We start from the raw sequence: 21212 nt of genomic DNA on the forward strand, positions 1-21212 counted from the left end.
GGTAGATTTAGCTTTAATGTAAAGGGCGGAAGATGTGAGGCTTGTAAGGGTGATGGAATAATTAAAATAGAAATGCAATTTTTATCTGATGTGTATGTGCCTTGTGAAGTCTGTAAAGGAAAAAGGTATAATAGAGAGACTTTAGAGGTTAAGTATAAAGGGAAAAATATAGATGATATTTTAAATATGACTGTGGAGCAAGCTGTAAAGTTCTTTGAAAATATTCCGAGAATTTATAGCAAATTTCAAACATTGATGGATGTTGGACTTGGTTATATTAGATTAGGGCAACCTTCCACACAATTATCTGGTGGTGAGGCTCAAAGAATTAAACTTGCTTCTGAGTTATCTAAGAGAAGTACAGGTAAGACATTTTACATTTTAGATGAACCCACTACAGGGCTTCATATTGATGATGTTAATAAACTGATTAAGATACTTCAAAGACTAGTAGATTCAGGGAATACCGTTGTGGTAATTGAGCATAATTTGGATGTAATAAAGTGCTCAGACTATATTATAGACTTAGGGCCTGAGGGTGGAGATAAGGGAGGTAGCATTTTGTGTACTGGAACTCCAAAAGAAATATCTTTAAATGTGAATTCCTATACAGGACAATATCTTAAAAAAATGTTATAATTTATATAAGGCTAGCATATTAATTTAATGCTAGTCTTTGATTATTTTTTAAAAGAGGAGAAAGTGAGTTATGGCTACAATAAGCGAAATTATGAAATATGCAATTATAGCGATTATCTGGATTATAATACTATTTGCTTTAAAAATAATGTCTAAGGATCTAAAAGGTGGAGCAAAGAAGAAACCAATAAGAAAAAAAACTATGGGGCTTGAGGTCATAGAAAGAGGAGAGAATTTTAATTTAAGAGTTGGTGCAGTTATTCCTCTAAACGGTGAACTTTCCATAGGGAGAAAAGCAAATAATCTTTTAATCTTGGGTGATAAATACGTGTCTTCGGATCATGCAAGAATATTTTTAAAAAATACAGATTATATATTGCAGGATTTGAAAAGTACCAATGGTACCTTAATGAATAAAAAAAGGGTAACGGATAAGGTAACTTTAAAAAAAGGTGACGAAATTAAAATAGGAACTTCAATTTTCAAGGTTATAGGATGATTACGGCACAGAAAGTGACGATTACAGCACTGAAAGTGATGATTACAGCACTGAAAGTGATGCTTAATGAGGTGATAGTATGGAAAGCATAAATGACGAGAGGAAACTACTAAGGTATACTTATCTTTTGTGTATAGTTTTATTTTTAAATATGTTTTTTATAGGCAAAGACGGGTTTGATAAAGGTGCCATAATAATGGGATTAATAATATGCTTGATTTTTGCGTATTCACATTTTATTATAAATAGATTTTTTCCTGACGGAGATAAATATATATTGTTATTTTCAAATGTTTTGGCGGTTATAGGCATGGGGATTTTATATAGGTTAGATTCTCCTGTTGCGCTTAAACAACTTATATGGTATTCAGTAGGCATCGCCGTATTTATTTTAGTGGTAGTGCTTTTCCCAAGCTTAACTAAATTTAGAAAGTACAAATGGTTTTATATGATATGTACTCTTATACTTATGTCACTGGGAAGTTTATTTGGCACTGAAACTTATGGAGCTAAAAACTGGATAATTATTGGCGGAATGAGTTTCCAGCCAACAGAGTTTGGTAAGCTAGCTTTGGTAGCATATTTAGCAGCATCACTGCAGTATTATGGGGAAAATGTTAAAGGAAAGGCAGAACTTTTAAAAATTAAAGCCTTAATAGAGCCTGGAATTGTAGTTATGGTATCTCTTGGGTTTATGGTAATTCAAAAGGATTTAGGCTCAGCACTTATATTTTTTGCAATTTCAATTACAATGTTATATATTGCAACTTCAAATTGGAAATATGTATTAGTATGCTTAGGACTCTTCATCATAGGTGCTTTTATAAGTTATAAACTTTTTGCACATGTGCGCTTAAGATTTATGATTTGGGGTGACCCTTGGCAATATGCTACTGATCAAGGTATGCAGGTAGTACAATCTTTAATTTCTATAGCCTCAGGTGGCCTTTTTGGAACAGGCCTTGGGCTTGGATATCCTAAAATGGTTCCTGTAAATACTACAGATTTTATTTTTTCTGCTATTTGTGAGGAAATGGGACTTCTTACTGGGTTTGCTATCCTTATTTTGTATTTTCTATTGTTTTATAGGTGCATGCGAGTCCCAGTCTATGGCAAGGATAACTTTACAAGACTCCTGGCTGTAGGTTACAGTACAATGATAGCTGCTCAAGTATTGGTTATAGTAGGTGGGGTCGTCGGTGCTATTCCACTAACTGGAATAACGCTGCCACTTGTTAGTGCTGGTGGAAGTTCTATGATAATAACATTCTTTGCATTAGGCATACTTCAAAAAATTTCGGAGGATGGTCAAAGTTATGAATGATTTCGTAATTAATATAAAAAAGGTAATGTTGGTATTTTTAATATTTTTTATTGCTTTAATTTTCTACATAACTTATTTTTTTATGTTTAAAAGTGAAAAGGTCGTAGCTAGTACATATAATCAGAGGCTTTGGGCAGAGCGAAATAAGGTATTAAGAGGAACAATTTATGATAGAGATATGGTGGCATTAACAAAAAGCACCAAGATTAGTGTAACGTCTCAGAAACAACAATATTTGCAAGGAGAAATTTTCGCCCATGCTATAGGTTACATGAATCCAGTATACGGACTTACTGGCCTTGAAAAAAAGTATGATGAAGAACTCATGGGCGACGGAGATACAGTGGTTTCAAAACTTTTTTCCTTTAATAAAAAGGAGGAAGCAAAGGTTGGCAATGGATTAAGAACTACTCTTGATTCTAAACTTCAAAAGAAAGCCTTTACACTTCTAAAAGATTCGAAGTGTAAAGGGGCAATAGTGGCATTGAATCCCAAAACTGGAGAAATTTTAGCGATGGTATCTAATCCATCTTACGACCCAAATAATCTACAGAAGAATTGGAAAGAAATAATTGCTAATAAGGATGTTCCACTGCTTAATAGAGCGGTATCTGGGCTATATCCACCGGGGTCTATATTTAAAACTATTACGGCAGTAAGTGCTTTAGAAAACATCCCTAATGTTTATAATAAGGAATTTGATGATAATGGAAAACTAGTGGTGAATGGAGCACAACTTTTGACTAATTATGATGGTGAGGTTTTGGGCAAGTTAAATCTTAAAACTGCTTATATGCATTCTAGTAATGTGTATTTTGGATCATTAGGTATTGATTTGGGTAATAAGGCATTAAAGGAAACAGCAGAGAAGTTTTATTTTAACAAGAATATTGATGCTACAGGGGTAACAATAGACCCTAGTCAATTTCCCTCATACAAGAGCAATGAAAAAGGTAATATTGCGCAAAGTGCTATGGGGCAGGCTGCGGTTTTGGCTACGCCTATGGAAATGGCATTAGTTGTAAGCGCTGTTGCTAATAATGGTATTATGATGGAACCAATGCTTGTTAAAGAAATATTAAGTAGCAAGGGCAAATCTTTAGAAAAAACAGAGTCTAAACAATTAGGAGAGGTAATGACTAAAGAAACTGCTGGGATCATGAAGGAGTTAATGAGAGGCGTTGTAACTGATGGTACAGGAACCAATGCAGCTGTATCCGGCATCGAGGTTAGTGGGAAGACAGGTACTGCAGACCATAAAGCGGATACTAGCAAACAAGAGGCTGCTCATTCTTGGTTTATTAGTTTTGCACCTTATGAAAATCCTCAAATCGCTATAGCGGTAATTGTAGAAGAAGGTGGGGTTGGTGGTGGAAAAGCCGCCACAATAACTAGTGAACTTATTAAAACCTATTTAAAGTAAAACACTAAATTAGTTAACAATAAAGCCTGAAATGTGAATAATAAAGTCAAATATTGTTACAGTATTTGACTTTATTTTGTTATTATCCTAGTTATAGTTTGAACTGAAAAATATTTCATCTTCGAAGAATGTGACTACCTGCGCAGGCTATGGTTAATTGGTGATTTATGAAAAAAAATGACGAGTAAGACTAAAGCTTATACAGAGAAAATGGTATTTACACTATTTTGCAATATATTGCCCAGGAAATTTAACAATATTGGTATATTTGTGACTATATATGGTTAACATCATCGAAAATGATTAACATATCCGATGATGATGATGATTTAATTAAAAAGGAGGTGTTGTATTGTGTTTGATTTTGATTATCAACTAAAGATTCTTCCAGATGTTCCTGGAGTATATCTTATGAGAAATCATCTTGGAGAAGTAATATATGTAGGTAAGGCTAAAATATTAAAAAATAGAGTGAGACAATATTTTAATAGTTCGAAAAATCATTCTGAAAAAGTAAGAGCTATGGTGAAAAATATAGCTGAGTTTGAATATATAGTAACGGATTCGGAAATGGAGGCACTCATTTTAGAGTGTAATCTTATCAAAAGATATAGCCCAAGATATAATATTTTACTCAAAGACGATAAGCATTATCCCTTTATAAAGATAACTATAAATGAGGAATTCCCACGAGTTTTTGTAACTAGAAACATTGCGAATGATGGAGGGAAATATTTTGGACCATATACAGATTCAGCAGCGGTGTATAGCACCATTGAACTTATAAAAAAAATATATCCACTGCGAACATGTAAGCGAGTTATCAAAGAGGGTGGACCTAATGCCAGACCTTGTTTGAACTATCATATTGGACTCTGCAAAGCCCCTTGCGCTGGATACATTAACAAAGAAGATTATGGTGAAATAATAAAAGCTACTGTAGAGTTACTAACAGGAAAAGGCAAAAATATAAAGGATGATCTAAAGCTAAAGATGGAAAGTGCATCTGAAGCATTAGAATTTGAAAAAGCGGTGGTATTTCGCGATAAAATCATGGCTATAGATAAAATAAATGAAAAGCAAAAAATTATAATAGGAAATTGTGAGAATGAAGATTTTATTAATGTATATGTTGATGAGAAAGATGTTTGCATTCAGGTGTTTTTCCTTAGGGATGGTAAGATAATAGGTCGAGAACATTTTATACTGAGTGATGAAGCAAGTCAGTTAGGAAGTGAGCTTATAGAAGAATTTATAAAGAGATTTTACGGCGGTACAGCATTTATTCCCAAAACAATATATGTGCCTTTTATAAATGAGGGAGATATACTAGAGCAGTGGCTTAGCTCTAAAAAAGATTCAAAGGTAATGATTAAAATTCCTCAAAAGGGAGAAAAGAAAAAGACATTAGAGATGGTAGGAAATAATGCTAAGATCACCCTTGCGCAATTTAAAGTAAAGGATAAGCAGGATAAGGAAATTCACAAAATTGCACTGCAGGAGCTTGTGGACTTATTGGATCTAGACGAAATACCTGGTCGAATTGAATCCTATGATATTTCAAATATAATGGGTGTGGATTCTGTAGGTAGTATGGTAGTTTTCGAAGATGGTAAACCTAAAAGCAGTGATTACAGAAGGTTTAAAATTAAGTCTGTAATAGGAGCGAATGATTATGATAGTATGCGCGAAATCTTAGAGAGAAGGTTTAAACGTGGACTCTATGAAGTAGAAAAAATAAAAGAGAGAAATTTAGAATTAAGTAAAGGTAAGTTTTGTGTATTTCCTGAATTAATTCTCATGGATGGTGGAAAGGGACAAGTTAATGTGGCATTGGAGGTTTTAAGTAGTCTTAATATTGATATACCTGTATGCGGAATGGTTAAGGATGATAAGCACAAAACTAGAGGTTTAATATATAATAATATTGAGCTCTATATGAAAAAGAATTCCCAAAGTATGCATTTAATTACTAGAATACAGGATGAGGTGCATAGATTTGCTATTACTTATCACAGAACTTTGAGAGATAAAAGAACATTATATTCTATATTGGATAATATACCTAATATAGGGGAAAAGAGAAGAAGAGAACTATTAAAGAAATTTGGAAGTATTGATAATATAAAGAATGCAAACGCCAAGGAATTGATGGAAACTACATCTATGGATAGCAAGGCTGCAGAATGTGTTTTAGAATATTTTAATGACAGTAAAAAACGTAATACAGGACCAAAATAAAATAGTGTGAATTTAAATTGTTGAAATATTTTAAGAAAAAGGGTAAACTATAGAGGTTATAACTTTCTGAACATAAATTATATGATTTATGATGTGGAAGTATACTATATATAAATATTTTCAAGGAGTAATTTATGAAGCGAAATGCACAATTAATTAAACAATTAAATGAAGTAATAGACAAAGAAAACATAGTGGTAGACGAATCTATGAAAAACCATACTTCTTTCAAAGTAGGCGGGCCGGCAGATATTTTGGTAACTCCGAGAAATTCTGAAGAGGTTCGCACGATAATAAAAATTTGCAAAGAAAATAAAGTTGATTTTTATTTGATAGGTAATGGTTCTAATTTAATCGTGAGAGACGGTGGAATTAGAGGGGTAGTTATAAAACTACTTAAACTTGATAAAATTGAGGTAGAAGGAAGTAAAATAATCGCAGAATGTGGAGCTAGTTTATACAATGTTACGAAGGCAGCTTTAGGGGCAGGACTTAGTGGTATTGAGTTTGCCAGCGGAATTCCAGGTAGCATTGGTGGCGCGTCAGCTATGAATGCAGGTGCTTATAATGGCGAAATGTCTATGGTGCTCGAAAGTATGTTGGCTATTGATAATAATGGCGAATTATTAAATTTAACTAATGGTGAAATGGAACTTGCTTATAGGAGTAGCGCAATTTTGAAACATGGATATACAGTAATAAGTGTTACTCTTAATCTTAAGCAAGGAGATAAGGAAGCAATAAAAGCAAGGATGGACGATCTTGCAGAAAGAAGAAGAGATAAGCAACCTTTAGAATACCCATCAGCAGGTAGTACATTTAAAAGACCAGAGGGTTATTTTTCGGGTAAGCTTATACAAGATTGTGGGTTAAAAGGTTTTTGTGTTGGGGATGCTCAAGTGTCTGAAAAACATTCTGGCTTTATTATTAACAGAAAAAATGCCAGTGCAAAGGATATTTTGGATTTGATTGAACTTGTGCAACATGAAGTGGAAGAAAAATTTGGAGTACAGCTCCACACAGAAGTAAAGGTTTTGGGAGAAGAAAAATTATCCTCCGAGGAGTTATCTTCTTTAGAAGAGTTCTCTTCTAAAGAAGAGTAGATAAGGTACTTTCAAATAAGTTTTAAAATGCACAGCAAGTTAAGTAGCTGTGCATTTTTTTTGTGTTTTCATCTCTATAATTATCGATAAATGTGTTATAATATAAGATGAGTTTGTATTAATATAAATTAGCAAATTAACATTTAAACTGAATTGATTAGAAATATTAAGATATTCCCAATAATAGTAATTAGTAATTTTATGGAGGGGAGGGTTTTTGATGAGATTTGTTATACTGACAGGGTTATCAGGTGCCGGGAAAACTCAAACTATACGAAACTTTGAGGATTTAGGATTTTTTTGTGTGGACAATTTGCCGCCTACAGTAATTCCTAAATTTGCTGAGGCATGTTACCAAACTAACGGAAATATAGATAAGATCGCTTTAGTTATAGATATTAGGGGTGGAAAATTTTTCGATGATCTATTTGAAAGTTTAACCTTTCTTAAAGAACAAGGATATAAGTATGAAATTTTATTTCTAGAAGCTTCAGATGAAGTGCTTGTTAAAAGGTATAAAGAGACAAGACGAAAACATCCACTAGCACCAGAGGGAAGAGTTTTAAACGGAATTGCTGCTGAAAGAAAAAAACTTAAGGATGTACGTGAGCGTGCTGACCATATAATTAATACTACTAAACTTTCTGCAAGAGAACTTACAGAAGAAATAAATAATATTTATGCCGAGGAAGGTCAGATAGAGACTAAGCTTATTGTAACTGTGCTTTCTTTTGGATTTAAATATGGAATACCTATGGATTCGGATTTAGTATTTGATGTTAGATTTTTGCCAAACCCATATTATATTCCAGAGCTTAAACAGTATTCAGGCAATGATAAACCGGTTAGAGATTATGTGTTAGATTTTGAGGGGACTAAGGTATTTATAGAAAAGCTTCAAGATATGTTACAGTATCTTATTCCAAATTATAAAAAAGAAGGAAAAAGACAACTTATAGTTTCGATAGGATGCACAGGTGGAAGACACAGATCTGTAGCTATAGCCAATAGAGTCTATGAAATACTAGAGAATAGTGGGTACAATGTTAATATAGATCACAGGGATATAAATGAAGATGTGAATAGGGGCGGCGGCAAGCTATGAATCCCAATGACTGGTTGAAACCTGGAATTAATATAAAAAGATGGATTATTCTAGTGATTTTAGGCGGCTCAATTTTAGTTTTTGGGATTATTGAGTTCATAAATGGAAAGTATTTTTCTCCGAGAGATATATGGATTTCTATGCTTATCATTGGGCTTGGAGCTTTAAATATATATGTAGCTATATTCCAAATTATTAAATCATTTATCATATTAATAAATACAGGAAAGCTAGATGGGTCAATTTACTCGAAAAAATTGGGAGATTTGATATATGAAAAGAGGGTACTTATAAAAGGACCTAAAATTGTAGTAATCGGAGGAGGTACAGGGCTTGCAACTATGCTCCGAGGATTAAAGAAATTTACCAATAATATAACTGCAATAGTTACAGTGGCAGATGATGGAGGGGGATCAGGGGTTTTAAGAGAAGATTTAGGTATCCTTCCACCGGGAGATATTAGAAATTGCATTTTAGCCTTAGCAGATACGGAGCCACTAATGGAGGAATTATTGCAGTATAGATTTAAAGATGGGAGATTAAAGGATCAAAGCTTTGGGAATTTGTTTTTAGCAGCAATGGATGGAATTTCAAATAATTTCGAAGAAGCTGTTCAGAAAATGAGTTCAGTACTCGCTGTAACAGGTAGGGTTATCCCAGTTACTTTAGATAATATGATTTTAAAGGCAAAACTTAAAAATGGGAAAATAATTGATGGAGAATCTAATATACCAAGTGGTGCTCTTGAAAATAATAGTGCTATTGATGAAATTTTTATAGAGCCTAAAGATGCTAAGGCACTTAAGGAAGCATTAATCGCTATAAAAGATGCAGATGCAGTAATACTAGGACCAGGTAGTCTATATACTAGCATTATTCCCAATCTATTAGTAAAGGAAATAAGTGATGCATTAGACAAAACAAAAGCCTTAAGAATATATGTCTCCAATATAATGACTCAACCTGGTGAAAGTGATAACTATGGTGTGAAAGACCATATAAGGGCTATACACAAACATGCTAAGTGCAAGGTTATTGATTATGTTTTAGTAAATATAGGGGAAATAAGTAGTGATCTAGAACAAAAATACCTTGAAGATAATTCCAAAATGGTTAACATAAATGAAGAGGAAGTTACGAAGCTTGGTATAGAAGTAATTAAGAGTGATTTTGTTAAAATTCAAAAGGGGTATGTAAGACACGATGCAGACAAACTTGCAACTACTTTAGTAGAAACAATTATGGAGAAAAAGTTATTTTATGATAAAAGGGAAATAGTAGAATACTTTTATTTATCGCAAAAGATCAAGGAACATGAAAATAAACATAGTAAGGAGTAGAATAATGTCATTTTCGTCTAAGGTTAAAAATGAAATTTGTAGGTTTACAGAAATGAGTAAGAAAGAAGCCATGGCTGAACTGGCTGCTATAATGAAGGTTAGCGGAACCATTGGACTTGGTTCAAATAAACAAGTGAATTTCCAAATAACCACTGAAAATCCTGCAATAGCGCGACTTATTTTTAAATTATTAAAGGAACATTTTGCGATTCATGCTAGATTATTGGTTAAGAGAAGTAATTCCCTTAAGAAAAAAAATGTGTATGTGGTTATAATTACAGAAGAAATGGGTGTTAAAGACTTATTAAAGCAAGTGGCGGTCCTAGAGGATGAGAACTTCTTTTCGATAGATTATACTATACCAAGCAGGCTAATTGATGCTGAAGAATGCAGACGTAAATATATAAGAGGGGCTTTTTTAGGTGGCGGGAGTATTAGTAATCCTGAGAAAAACTACCATGTAGAGTTTGTTACACATGATAGCGATTATGCAGAGGAACTGTGCACGCTTATTAATAGCTACGGACTATTTTCAAAAATCATACAAAGAAAAAGTAGTTTTGTTATTTATATTAAAGAGGGTGAGCAGATTGTTGATCTCCTTAATATAATTGGTGCGCATAGCTCATTGCTATTTCTTGAAAATGTAAGAATACTGAAGGAAATGAGAAACAATGTAAATAGGCTTGTGAACTGCGAAACTGCAAATCTTAGTAAAACTGTAAATGCATCAGTAAGACAAGTAGAAAGTATTAGATTAATACAAATGGAAGTAGGTTTTCAAAGATTGCCTAAAAATTTAAGGGAGATTGCAGAGCTTAGACTTGAATATCCGGATGAATCACTAAAGGAACTTGGCGCAATACTTGAGCCTCCGGTAGGTAAATCTGGGGTTAATCATAGACTCCGAAGAATAGAAAAGATCGCTGAAGAATTAAGGAAAGAAGGAAGGTAAAATATCTAATGTCAAAGCATGAAGAGATTATTAATCATATTCTTTCCCTACAAATTGGAACTAAAATATCAGTAAGGGGCATAAGTTCTGAATTAGGACTTAGCGATGGTACAGCATATAGAGCTATAAAAGAAGCGGAAAGTATGGGTATTGTTAATACGGTTCCTCAGGTTGGAACTGTAAGAGTCTCGAAGGTACACAAAAAAAATATAGAATCACTTACTTATGCCGGAGTTGTAAACATTCTAGATGCAACTATTTTAGGTGGAAAAGAAGGTATAAATAGAAGCTTAAATAAATTTATAATAGGAGCGATGGATGTTGAAACAATAAATAAATATATAAGGCCAGGTTATTTACTTATTGTTGGAAACCGGGAAGAAGCGCAACACCTTGCCCTTGAAAGTAAAGCCGCCGTATTAATTACAGGAGGCTTTGATTGTAGCGAAAAAATAAAAGCGTTGGCAAATGAAAAGGGTATTCCTGTATTATCTTCATCATATGATACTTTTACAGTAGCAAGTATGATAAATAAAGCTATTTATGAGAGTATGGTTAAGAAAGAAATTATTTTAGTTGAAGATGTGATGGATGCTAATATTACATGTCTTATGGGTACTGATACTGTTGCTACATGGAGAAAACTAATGGCAGAAACTAATCATGAGAGATATCCGGTACTAGATGAACATATGAAGCTTATTGGGATAGTTACTTTAAGAGATTTACAAGGACATAATGACGAAAATGAGCTTATTCATAAAATTATGAATAAGAATCCTATAAGCGTAACACCTAAAACAACCGTAGCTTATGCTGCTCATATTATGGGTTGGGATGGCATAAAAATTTGTCCTGTAGTTGATAAGAAGAAGAAGGTAATAGGAGTTCTAACTATAGAACATGTTATAAGAGCAATGGAATTTGCATTAAGACAGCCTCAAGTAGCGGAAACTATAGAAGACCTTATATTAATGAATTTTAGCTGCGTACATGAGGGGGAAAAGCTACACTTTAATGGTCAAATTATTCCTCAAATGTTAGACCCTGTTGGAACTGCATCTTGGAGTTCACTTAATATGCTCTTATCAACTATGGGAATAATGGCATTAAGACAAAATAACAATATTAATATTTCAGTAGATAGTATTATGGCATATTTTATGAAGCCCGTACAAATGGGCAGTGATATAGATATATATACAGAAGTTGTGGATAAAGGTAGAAGTTTTTCTAAGGTAGAAATAAGCATGTATAATAGAAATAAGGAACCAGTGGCAAAAGCTATGATTTCCGCAAAAACATTTACTAAGTAATATGTTTTTTATCATATTAATAATATTTTATTATAAGGAGGATTTTAATGTTTACACACATAGTATTTTTCAAGTTAAAGAATAAGGATGAAGTGACTGAGGCTAGAAATATTTTGCTTAGTATGGAGGGTAATATACCACAGCTTAAAGGGGTTGAGGTTGGAGCAGATGTGTTACATACTGATCGTTCTTTTGATTTAGCGCTTATTACTAAGTTTGATTCTTTAGAGGATATGAATGCCTATGCAGTACATGAGTATCATGTAAATGAAGTATTGAAATACTTAAAACCAATGCTCGAAAGTTCTAAAGTAGTGGATTACGAGAATTAAATCATCTCTTGAGGAGCTGGTTAATTACTTAAGTATCTTTAGATAATTAAGTATCTTTAGATAATTAAGTATCTTTAAATAATTACACGGTTTGAAGGGGAGTGAAAAAGTATGCACCAAGAACTAGAGATAAAGGATAAAGAAGATTTAGGAAGTTTTGTGCATCTTCATGTGCATACAGAATATAGCTTGCTGGATGGGTCGGGGAAGATTAAGGAACTCCTTTCTAAAACCAAGGAACTAGGTATGAAGAGCATTGCTATAACAGACCATGGAGTTATGTACGGTTGTGTAGAATTTTATAAAGAAGCAAAAGAGCAGGGGATTAAGCCTATTATTGGTTGCGAAATATATGTAGCAGCTAAGTCTATGAATATAAAACAAGCTGATAGAGAAAATGAGACTCATCATTTAGTGCTTTTGGTTAAGAACACAATGGGTTATCAAAATTTAATGCAAATAGTTTCCGCAGCGTCAATTAACGGGTTTTATTATAAACCAAGGGTTGATTATGAATTCTTATCGAAGCATAGTGAAGGAATAATTGCTAGTAGTGCTTGCCTTGGTGGGGAAATTCAAAGTCTTCTTTTACGTGATAATTATGAAAAAGCCAAGGAAATAGCTTTGAAATATATGGAAATATTCAAAGATGGGTTTTACTTAGAATTACAATATCATGGTATGCAGGATCAACTTAAGGTAAATGAACTTATGGTTGAATTATCAAAGGAGACAGGAATCCCTTTAATTTGTACCAATGATACTCACTATATCGTAAAAGAGGATTCTAAGGCTCATGATGTACTTCTCTGCATTCAAACAGCGAAAACTGTTGATGAGGAAAACAGAATGAGATATCCTTCAGATGAATTTTATTTAAAATCTCCTGAGGAAATGGAAAAGACCTTTGCTTATGTACCAGAGGCATTGAGTAATACAGTAAAAATTGCAGAGCAGTGTAACTTTGATTACGAATTTCATGTATCGAAGCTTCCAAAGTTTCCATTACCTCCTGGTACAGATCCGTACGAATTTCTAAGGGAAAAATGCTATAAGGGTATGGTTACCCGGTATAATGTATTTAGTGATGAAATATCTAAGGATTTTTCTATTGAGTATATAAATGAAATAGCTGAGCAAAATGTGGATGCTAAGATGTATGTAGATAGACTTGAATATGAACTTAACATAATAAAACAAATGGGGTATACAGATTATTTTCTTATAGTATGGGATTTTATAAAGTTTGCAGTAGAGCATGATATTCCAACAGGCCCTGGTAGGGGGTCTGCGGCAGGCTCAATAGTTGCGTATGCATTGGATATAACTAAGATAGATCCTATTAAATATAATTTGATTTTTGAACGTTTCTTGAACCCGGAAAGGGTATCAATGCCAGATATAGATTCAGATTTTTGCTACGAGGGACGCCAACTCGTAATTGATTATGTAGTAGAGAAATATGGATCTGATAACGTATCACAAATCATAACCTTCGGAACTATGGCTCCTAGAGCTTGTATAAGAGACGTAGGAAGAGCTATGAATTATTCTTATGCAGAGGTAGATAGAATTGCTAAGATGATTCCAACTGTAATTGGTATAACAATAAATAAAGCTCTCGAGATGAATTCAGAACTTAATTCACTATATGAAGATGATATTCGAGTTGAAGCACTTATAGATATCGCAAAAGCATTAGAGGGACTTCCAAGACATAGTTCCACTCATGCAGCAGGTGTAGTTATTGCGTCAAAACCACTAGTAAGCTATGTTCCTCTTCAAAAGAATGAAGAAATGATAGTAACACAATTTCCTATGGGGACACTAGAGGAACTAGGTCTTTTAAAAATGGATTTTTTGGGACTTAGAACACTTACAGTTATGAGAGATTGTGTGGATTTTGTAAAACAGAATAGAAATGTAAGCATAAATATAGATGATTTAGACATAGAGGACCACAAGGTCTACAAAATGATTGGAGAAGGAAAGACTGTAGGGATATTTCAACTTGAATCTGCAGGAATGACAAGCTTTATGAAGGAATTAAAGCCTGATAATCTAGAAGATATTATCGCCGGTATAAGTTTATATAGACCAGGTCCTATGGCTGAAATTCCACGATACATAAGGAACAAAAATAGTACTGATAAGGTGGAATACGAAACTCCAGAGCTCGAGGGAATCCTTGGTGTTACCTATGGGGTAATGGTATACCAAGAACAAGTTATGGAAATTGTTAGAAAGCTTGCTGGGTATTCCATGGGAAGATCCGATCTTGTTCGTCGTGCTATGTCTAAAAAGAAGCACAAGGTTATGGAAGAGGAACGATATAATTTCATCCATGGAATAGTGGATAAAAACGGAAGCATAGAAGTTGAAGGGTGTCTCCGAAATGGTATTACGGAGGTTGCTGCAAATCGCATATTTGATCAAATGATGGATTTTGCATCCTATGCATTTAATAAATCTCATGCGGCGGCCTATGCGGTTGTAGGTTATCAAACGGCATACTTAATGTGTTATTATCCAACAGAATTTATAGCTGCTATGCTGAACAGCATAAAGGGCAGTAGTGAGAAAATAGCTTTTTATACGCGGTATGCAGTGCAAATTAACATTGGAGTGTTACCTCCTAGTATAAATGAAAGCTTTGCTGGATTTACAGTAAAAGGAGTTACTATAAGATTTGGGCTTACAGCTCTGAAGAATGTAGGAGTAAATGTAATAGATAGCATTGTACGTAATCGAGAAGAAAAAGGCTATTTTACAGGCTTTATGGATTTTTGCAATAAAATAGATACTTCCTGTGTAAGCAAAAGAGCAGTAGAAAGCCTTATAAAAGCGGGAGCCTTCGATGATTTTAAAATCCATAGATCTCAACTTTTGGCGATTTATGAAAAAATATTAGATGGAGTAAACAATGATAGGAAGAGAAATATTTCGGGACAAATAAATTTATTTTTAGATTTTGAAAATGATTATAATAATTTTGAAATAGAGTATCCTAATATTAAAGAGTTTAAAAAGAAACACCTTTTAGCTATGGAGAAAGAAATGACAGGAATATATTTATCTGGTCATCCTCTGGATGAATATGAAGAGACACTTAAAATACAGACTAACACAAGGATATCTGATATTGTGGTAGATGAAAGTCTTGAGGACGGTAATGATTTATTGAATGAAAGCTTTAAACTTCAAGATGGTGATAAAGTTATTATCGGAGGGATAATATCTTTTGTTAATAAAAAAGTTACTAAGAATAATGCAATGATGGCTTTTATTAATCTAGAAGATTTATACGCTAGCGTAGAGGTAATAGTATTTCCTAAGACCTTTGAAAAATATAAGTCTATAATAGAAGAGGATGAAATAGTAATAATAAAAGGAAGAGTAAGTATTAGGGAAGAGGAACAGCCAAAGATATTATGTGAAGACATTAAACCACTTTTAAAGATAAATAGTGAAAAAATTTATATTTTGATAGAAAATGAAGCGTTGATAAAGGACGCATTAAAAAAATTAAAACATAATTTGGCCATTTATAGAGGGAGTACTCCTGTATATCTATGTACAAAAGAACCAAGGAAAATGTACGCTGCGGATAAAGGATTATGGCTAAGTGAAGAATTAGATACTATGGAAGTTCTAAGAAGTATATTTGGTGAAAATAATATAAAAATACAATAACTTTAGTTATAATAACCTTAGTTATAATAACCTTAGTTATAATAACCTTAGTTATTAATAATGGGAGAAATGGTTCTTCTCCCGTTTTCATTCATTGTAAGGTTTACAATGCTCATATCGTGTCCAGTTTATTAAAAATTTGTTATTTTTCTATATAAAACGTTGAATGTTTAGCGAATTTTGTATAAAATTAGAGTATAAGGTTATTTGCAGTTAACAGTAATGTTTTTATTAGAAAATATGGATATGGTATGGTCATAGTGGGACAAGGGTTGTCCCGATGGGACAAAAAACAGAATAATTGAAAATTGTTTTGCACCCAAGAAAACTACGAGGAGGAATATTTATGAAAACAATTGCGGTACTTACAAGTGGAGGAGATGCACCAGGAATGAATGCGGCCCTTAGAGCTGTAGTTAGAATGGCTATATATAAAGGAATAAGAATTATGGGCGTACAAAGAGGATACAGTGGACTTATGAACGGTGAAATTTTTGAAATGGATAGACATTCTGTTTCTGATATAATTCATAGAGGCGGAACTATCCTTAGAACTGCTCGTTGTGAAGAATTTAAAACTAAAGATGGAAGAGAAAAGGCAGCTAATGTGCTCAGAGTGTTTGGAATTGATGGATTAGTAGTAATTGGTGGAGATGGATCTTTCAAAGGCGCACAGCTTTTATCAGAAATGGGTATTGCAACTGTTGGTATACCTGGAACGATAGATAATGATCTATCTTATAGTGAATATGCGATAGGATTTGATACAGCATTAAATACAGTGCTTGATGCTATAAATAAAATAAGAGATACTTCAAGTTCACATGAAAGAATTAGTATAGTTGAGGTAATGGGGAGAAATTGTGGAGATATAGCTTTATATTCGGGAATTGGTGGAGGAGCAGAACAAGTAATTGTTCCTGAAAAAGGGTATGAAATAGATAGTTTGTGTAAAACTATATTTGAGGGTAAAATAAGAGGTAAAATGCACAATCTAATAATACTAGCTGAAGGTGTAGGTGGAGCAAATGAGCTTGCTGCGCAAGTTGAAGAAATAACAGGCATCGAATCAAGAGCTACAATACTCGGACATATTCAGAGGGGCGGAAGTCCAAGTGCCTTTGATAGAATGCTTGCTTCAAAAATGGGAGTAGCAGCGGTAGAAGTGCTCATAGAAGGTAAATCAGGAAGAGTAATTGGTATGAGAGAAGGAAAAATAATAGATGAAGATATCAACACTGCACTAGCAATACCAAGAGTATTCGATGAGAAACTTTATGAAATATCAAAGGTTCTTTCTTACTAAATATCTCTTTAAGAGATGTAATATAAGCATATTTAATTAGAAATACAACAAAATAAATTTTTTAATAAGGGGAGTAGTTTATGAAAAAAACTAAAATTATCTGTACAGTAGGACCAGCTAGTGATAATAGCGAAACTATAAAAAGCTTAATCGATGCGGGGATGGATGCTTCAAGGCATAATTTTTCTCATGGAGATCATGCAGAACATAAAATAAGAATGGATTTAGTAAAGCAGTTACGATTAGAACTTAATAAACATATTGCTATAATACTAGATACTAAAGGACCAGAAATTAGAACAGGAGATTTTGCAGCAGGCAAAGTTGAATTAAAGGAAGGTTCAAAATTTACTATTGTTTGTGGTGAGACCGTTGTTGGAGATGAAACTATTTGCTCAGTAACATATAATAAATTACATGAAGATGTTAAACCTAATGATACTATATTAATAGATGATGGCTTAGTGGGCCTCGTAGTGCAAGAAGTGAAAGGCAAAAAAATAATTTGTAAGGTTGCGAATACTGGTATGGTAGGTAACCATAAAGGAGTTAATGTGCCTGGGGTTGCAATAAATCTACCTTCACTTACAGAGAGAGATGTTCAAGATTTAAAATTTGGCGTTGAGCAGAAAGTTGATATTATTGCAGCGTCTTTTATCAGAAAAGCGTCAGATGTACTTGACATAAGACATGTACTTAACGAAAATGGCGGAGCAGAAATACAAATTTTCTCTAAGATCGAAAATAGAGAAGGAGTTAATAATATCGATGATATTATTAGATTCTCTGACGGTATTATGGTTGCAAGAGGAGATTTAGGAGTTGAAATTCCTACTGAAGAAGTTCCTATAGTTCAAAAAATGATTATTGGGAAATGTAATGCTGCTGGTAAGGCAGTTATAACAGCTACTCAAATGTTAGATTCTATGATGAGAAATCCAAGACCAACTAGAGCTGAGTCATCAGACGTTGCAAACGCAATATTTGATGGTACTGATGCTATAATGCTCAGTGGGGAAACTGCTAATGGTAAATATCCTTTAGAGGCAGTAGAAATAATGTCTAAAATTGCAAAAGCTGCTGAAAATGTTCTTAATTATGAAGAAAACTTAAAGAAGAAGAGAAAAAATCATATTCCTAATGTACCAAATGCTATTAGTTTAGCTACTTGCAATACAGCTATGGAATTAAATGCCTCAGCTATTATTACTGCAACTCAAAGTGGTAATACAGCTAGAAAAGTTTCAGCTTATAGACCAGAATGTCCTGTTATAGCTGTTACTCCGTATGAAAGTGTAGCTAGAAGTTTAGCATTAAACTGGGGTGTATATGCAATATGTGCAGCTAAAGTAGAATCTACAGATGAACTTATAGAAAAATCAGTAAATATAGCTTTGGAAGCAGGCTATGTAGAAAAGGGAGATTTAGTAGTTATGGCTGCTGGAATTCCAGCGAATTTTGTTGGTAGCACAAATATGATGAAAGTTCATATTGTTGGGGATATATTACTTCAAGGTAAGGGTAATATAAGTGCATCAGCTTGTGGTACAGCCCATTGTGTAAAAACCGTAAAAGAAGCTAATATCAATATGCAAGATGGAGATATTTTAGTAGTCAAAAGACTAAATAGAGAATATATTGATATATTGGGTAAAGTTTCAGGAATTATTGTAGAAGAAGACGAATTAAGCTCAAGTGTTGTAAGTGAATGTACAACAAAAGGAATTCCAATAATATACAATGCAACAGGAGCAGCGGAAATAATTAAAACAGGTTCATTTATAACAATGGATGCAGGTAGAGGTATTGTGTATAGCGGTAGGGCAAATATAAAAAAATAAAAAGATTAGTATTGTATAAGACATGTATAATTAAAAAAAATATGGTTATAATTACAAATATTAACATGGCAACTGATTTCTTTTTAAGCATCTATATGGTGCTTTTTTTTATGGTATAATAATAACCATAACAAACAAACTATAAGTAAATTAAATATTAGGTGTGTGAAAATAAAAATTGGAGGTATAAACATGAATGGAGCTTTAAGTTGCACTGCAACAGGTTGTATTAATAATATGTCGGGGATATGTTCAGCGAGGACTATCCATGTTTCGGGGTCAGATGCTCATAGTAGTGAGGAAACACAGTGTGAGAATTTCGCTGAAAAGGGATTAAGGAATTCATTTGCTAATGTACTTAACATGAATGTGGTTGGTGAATTTAAACAAGTTTTTAATAATGAATCTATAGAGATGAGTCCAAGGATTAGATGTGAATCTAAAAATTGTAAACACAATGAAAAAAAATCATGCACTGCAAAAAATATTATGATATATGGGAAAGATGCTTTAATTAGTGAGAAAACGGAATGCGAGACATTTGAAGAATAACTAAATTTTAAAACGGTTTTCTAAAGGTTATAAAATTACTTTTACAGTAACCATTTTTGTTGTAAATACTGATGTACATGAAAATAAATATACTAGCATTTTTAGCTGGATGTTTATTTTCATGTGATTTTGTGTGTGAAATATTGGTAGAAGTTCGGAGGAGAAACTATGAAAAGTAAGAGAAAATTTGAAAATTATGTTATCCCTGTTAAAAAAAATGAGGATTATATAATGACTATAGATAATATGGGATACGAGGGTGAAGGAGTAGGTAAGATAGATAACTTTACCGTTTTTGTAGCTGGAGCAATTGTAGGTGAAAAGGTAAAAATAAAAATTGTTAAGGTTTCTAAAAACTTTGCATTTGGTAAATTAATAGAGATAATTGAAACATCACTGAGTAGAATAGAGCCAGTTTGCAGTATATATAAGAACTGTGGAGGCTGTAACTTGCAACATATAGACTACAAAGGACAATTAGATTTTAAAACTAACAGAGTAATACAGGTTATAAATAGAATAGGAAAGTTAGAAGGGGTGATAATACACCCTACAATAGGAATGGAGCGACCTTATAATTATAGAAATAAGGTTCAATTACCTGTGAGCAATAAAGATGGAGTAGTGTGTATTGGTTTTTATGCGGCAAGAAGCCATGACATAATAAATATGGAAATTTGTCATATTCAAGATAAGGTAGCGGATCTTGTGGTAAAGCTAACAAGACAATGGATAACAGAATTTAATATTGAAAGTTATAATGAGGAAAATCACAAAGGTATCTTAAGGCATATTATGATTAGAAAAGGAATTAGAACAGGAGAAGTAATGGTGGTACTAGTTACTAATGGTAAAGAACTTCCACATAAAGAAGAATTTATAGCCTTAATCAGTAAAAAAATTCAAGGGCTTGTTAGTATAATACAAAATATTAATAATGAAAAAACGAATGTAATATTAGGGGCTCACTGCGTATCGCTTTGGGGAAAAGATTCTATAACTGATTACATAGGAGAATTTAAATTTGAAGTGTCACCACTATCCTTTTTCCAAGTCAATTCAATTCAAACAGAAAAGTTGTACAGTAAAGCACTAGAGTATGCAAATTTAAGCGGTGGAGAAGTTGTACTGGATGTTTATTGTGGTACAGGTACTATATCCTTATTTTTATCTCAGAAGGCTAAAAAGGTATATGGCGTGGAAATAGTACCGGAAGCTATTGAAAACGCGATTATAAATACAAAAGAAAATAAGATAAATAATACAGAATTCATTGTAGGAGATGCAGAAAAAGTTATTCCAGAGCTTATTAGCCAAGGAGTACGTGCTGATGTAGTAGTAGTTGACCCACCAAGAAGAGGCTGCGATAAAACTCTTTTAGAAGCCATAAGTAGTATGAAACCTAAAACTATAGTTTACGTTTCTTGTGATCCAGGTACGTTAGCTCGCGACTTAGGTATTTTAGATGAACTTGGATATAAAACTGTTGAGATTCAACCGGTGGATATGTTCCCACAGACGGCTCATGTGGAGTGCGTTGTTA

15 protein-coding genes and 1 pseudogene are annotated in these 21212 nt (G+C 33.2%); all 16 read left to right on the top strand.

Annotation, left to right across the window (positions count from 1 at the left end; translation table 11 throughout):
- Nucleotides 1–639, top strand: a pseudogene (locus tag JJE11_RS02505) (excinuclease ABC subunit UvrA); the annotation flags it as partial.
- A gap of 70 nt (nucleotides 640–709) precedes the next feature.
- Entirely contained in the window at nucleotides 710–1138 is a 429-nt protein-coding gene (locus JJE11_RS02510; protein ID WP_291632672.1) for an FHA domain-containing protein, read from the top strand.
- Nucleotides 1139–1217: 79 nt separating this feature from the next.
- On the top strand, nucleotides 1218–2462 hold the full coding sequence (locus JJE11_RS02515; RefSeq protein ID WP_291632673.1) for an FtsW/RodA/SpoVE family cell cycle protein: 1245 nt from the start codon (nucleotides 1218–1220) through the stop codon (nucleotides 2460–2462).
- The gene (locus JJE11_RS02520) at nucleotides 2455–3885 is read left to right on the top strand and encodes a penicillin-binding protein 2 (protein WP_291632674.1); all 1431 of its coding nucleotides are present in this window, start codon (nucleotides 2455–2457) and stop codon (nucleotides 3883–3885) included. The genes JJE11_RS02515 and JJE11_RS02520 overlap by 8 nt, the downstream gene beginning before the upstream one ends.
- A 354-nt stretch (nucleotides 3886–4239) precedes the next feature.
- Entirely contained in the window at nucleotides 4240–6126 is a 1887-nt protein-coding gene (uvrC, locus tag JJE11_RS02525; RefSeq protein WP_291632675.1) for an excinuclease ABC subunit UvrC, read from the top strand.
- Between the two features lie 134 nt (nucleotides 6127–6260).
- Nucleotides 6261–7229 carry a UDP-N-acetylmuramate dehydrogenase gene (murB, locus tag JJE11_RS02530; RefSeq protein ID WP_291632676.1) on the top strand — a complete coding sequence of 323 codons (969 nt, stop codon included), beginning with the start codon at nucleotides 6261–6263 and terminating at the stop codon, nucleotides 7227–7229.
- A 220-nt stretch (nucleotides 7230–7449) separates the two neighbouring features.
- Nucleotides 7450–8334, top strand: a complete 885-nt coding sequence (gene rapZ / locus JJE11_RS02535; protein ID WP_291632677.1) for an RNase adapter RapZ — start codon at nucleotides 7450–7452, stop codon at nucleotides 8332–8334.
- Complete coding sequence (locus tag JJE11_RS02540) at nucleotides 8331–9674, top strand: YvcK family protein (protein ID WP_291632678.1); 1344 nt, start codon at nucleotides 8331–8333, stop codon at nucleotides 9672–9674. Before rapZ ends, JJE11_RS02540 begins: the two co-directional genes overlap by 4 nt.
- A gap of 4 nt (nucleotides 9675–9678) precedes the next feature.
- Nucleotides 9679–10629 (top strand): DNA-binding protein WhiA, encoded by a 951-nt coding sequence (gene whiA, locus JJE11_RS02545; protein WP_291632679.1) that lies wholly within the window; start codon nucleotides 9679–9681, stop codon nucleotides 10627–10629.
- Between the two features lie 8 nt (nucleotides 10630–10637).
- The gene (locus tag JJE11_RS02550) at nucleotides 10638–11945 is read left to right on the top strand and encodes a DRTGG domain-containing protein (RefSeq protein ID WP_291632680.1); all 1308 of its coding nucleotides are present in this window, start codon (nucleotides 10638–10640) and stop codon (nucleotides 11943–11945) included.
- A gap of 47 nt (nucleotides 11946–11992) precedes the next feature.
- Nucleotides 11993–12277 (top strand): Dabb family protein, encoded by a 285-nt coding sequence (locus JJE11_RS02555; RefSeq protein ID WP_291632681.1) that lies wholly within the window; start codon nucleotides 11993–11995, stop codon nucleotides 12275–12277.
- A 111-nt stretch (nucleotides 12278–12388) separates the two neighbouring features.
- Nucleotides 12389–15970, top strand: coding sequence for a DNA polymerase III subunit alpha (locus tag JJE11_RS02560; protein WP_291632682.1), 3582 nt, complete (start codon nucleotides 12389–12391; stop codon nucleotides 15968–15970).
- A 346-nt stretch (nucleotides 15971–16316) separates the two neighbouring features.
- Complete coding sequence (gene pfkA, locus JJE11_RS02565) at nucleotides 16317–17276, top strand: 6-phosphofructokinase (protein WP_291632683.1); 960 nt, start codon at nucleotides 16317–16319, stop codon at nucleotides 17274–17276.
- An 80-nt stretch (nucleotides 17277–17356) separates the two neighbouring features.
- A complete protein-coding gene (gene pyk, locus JJE11_RS02570) occupies nucleotides 17357–19117 on the top strand; it encodes a pyruvate kinase (protein WP_291632684.1) in 1761 nt (586 codons plus the stop codon).
- Between the two features lie 192 nt (nucleotides 19118–19309).
- A complete protein-coding gene (locus JJE11_RS02575; protein WP_291632685.1) occupies nucleotides 19310–19669 on the top strand; it encodes a DUF1540 domain-containing protein in 360 nt (119 codons plus the stop codon).
- 168 nt (nucleotides 19670–19837) lie between these two features.
- Nucleotides 19838–21212, top strand: a 1375-nt coding sequence (gene rlmD, locus JJE11_RS02580) for a 23S rRNA (uracil(1939)-C(5))-methyltransferase RlmD (protein WP_291632686.1), incomplete at its 3' end; no start/stop codon positions are given.

The sequence above is a fragment of the Clostridium sp. genome, from assembly GCF_016650095.1.
Classification (GTDB): domain Bacteria; phylum Bacillota; class Clostridia; order Clostridiales; family Clostridiaceae; genus Clostridium_AD.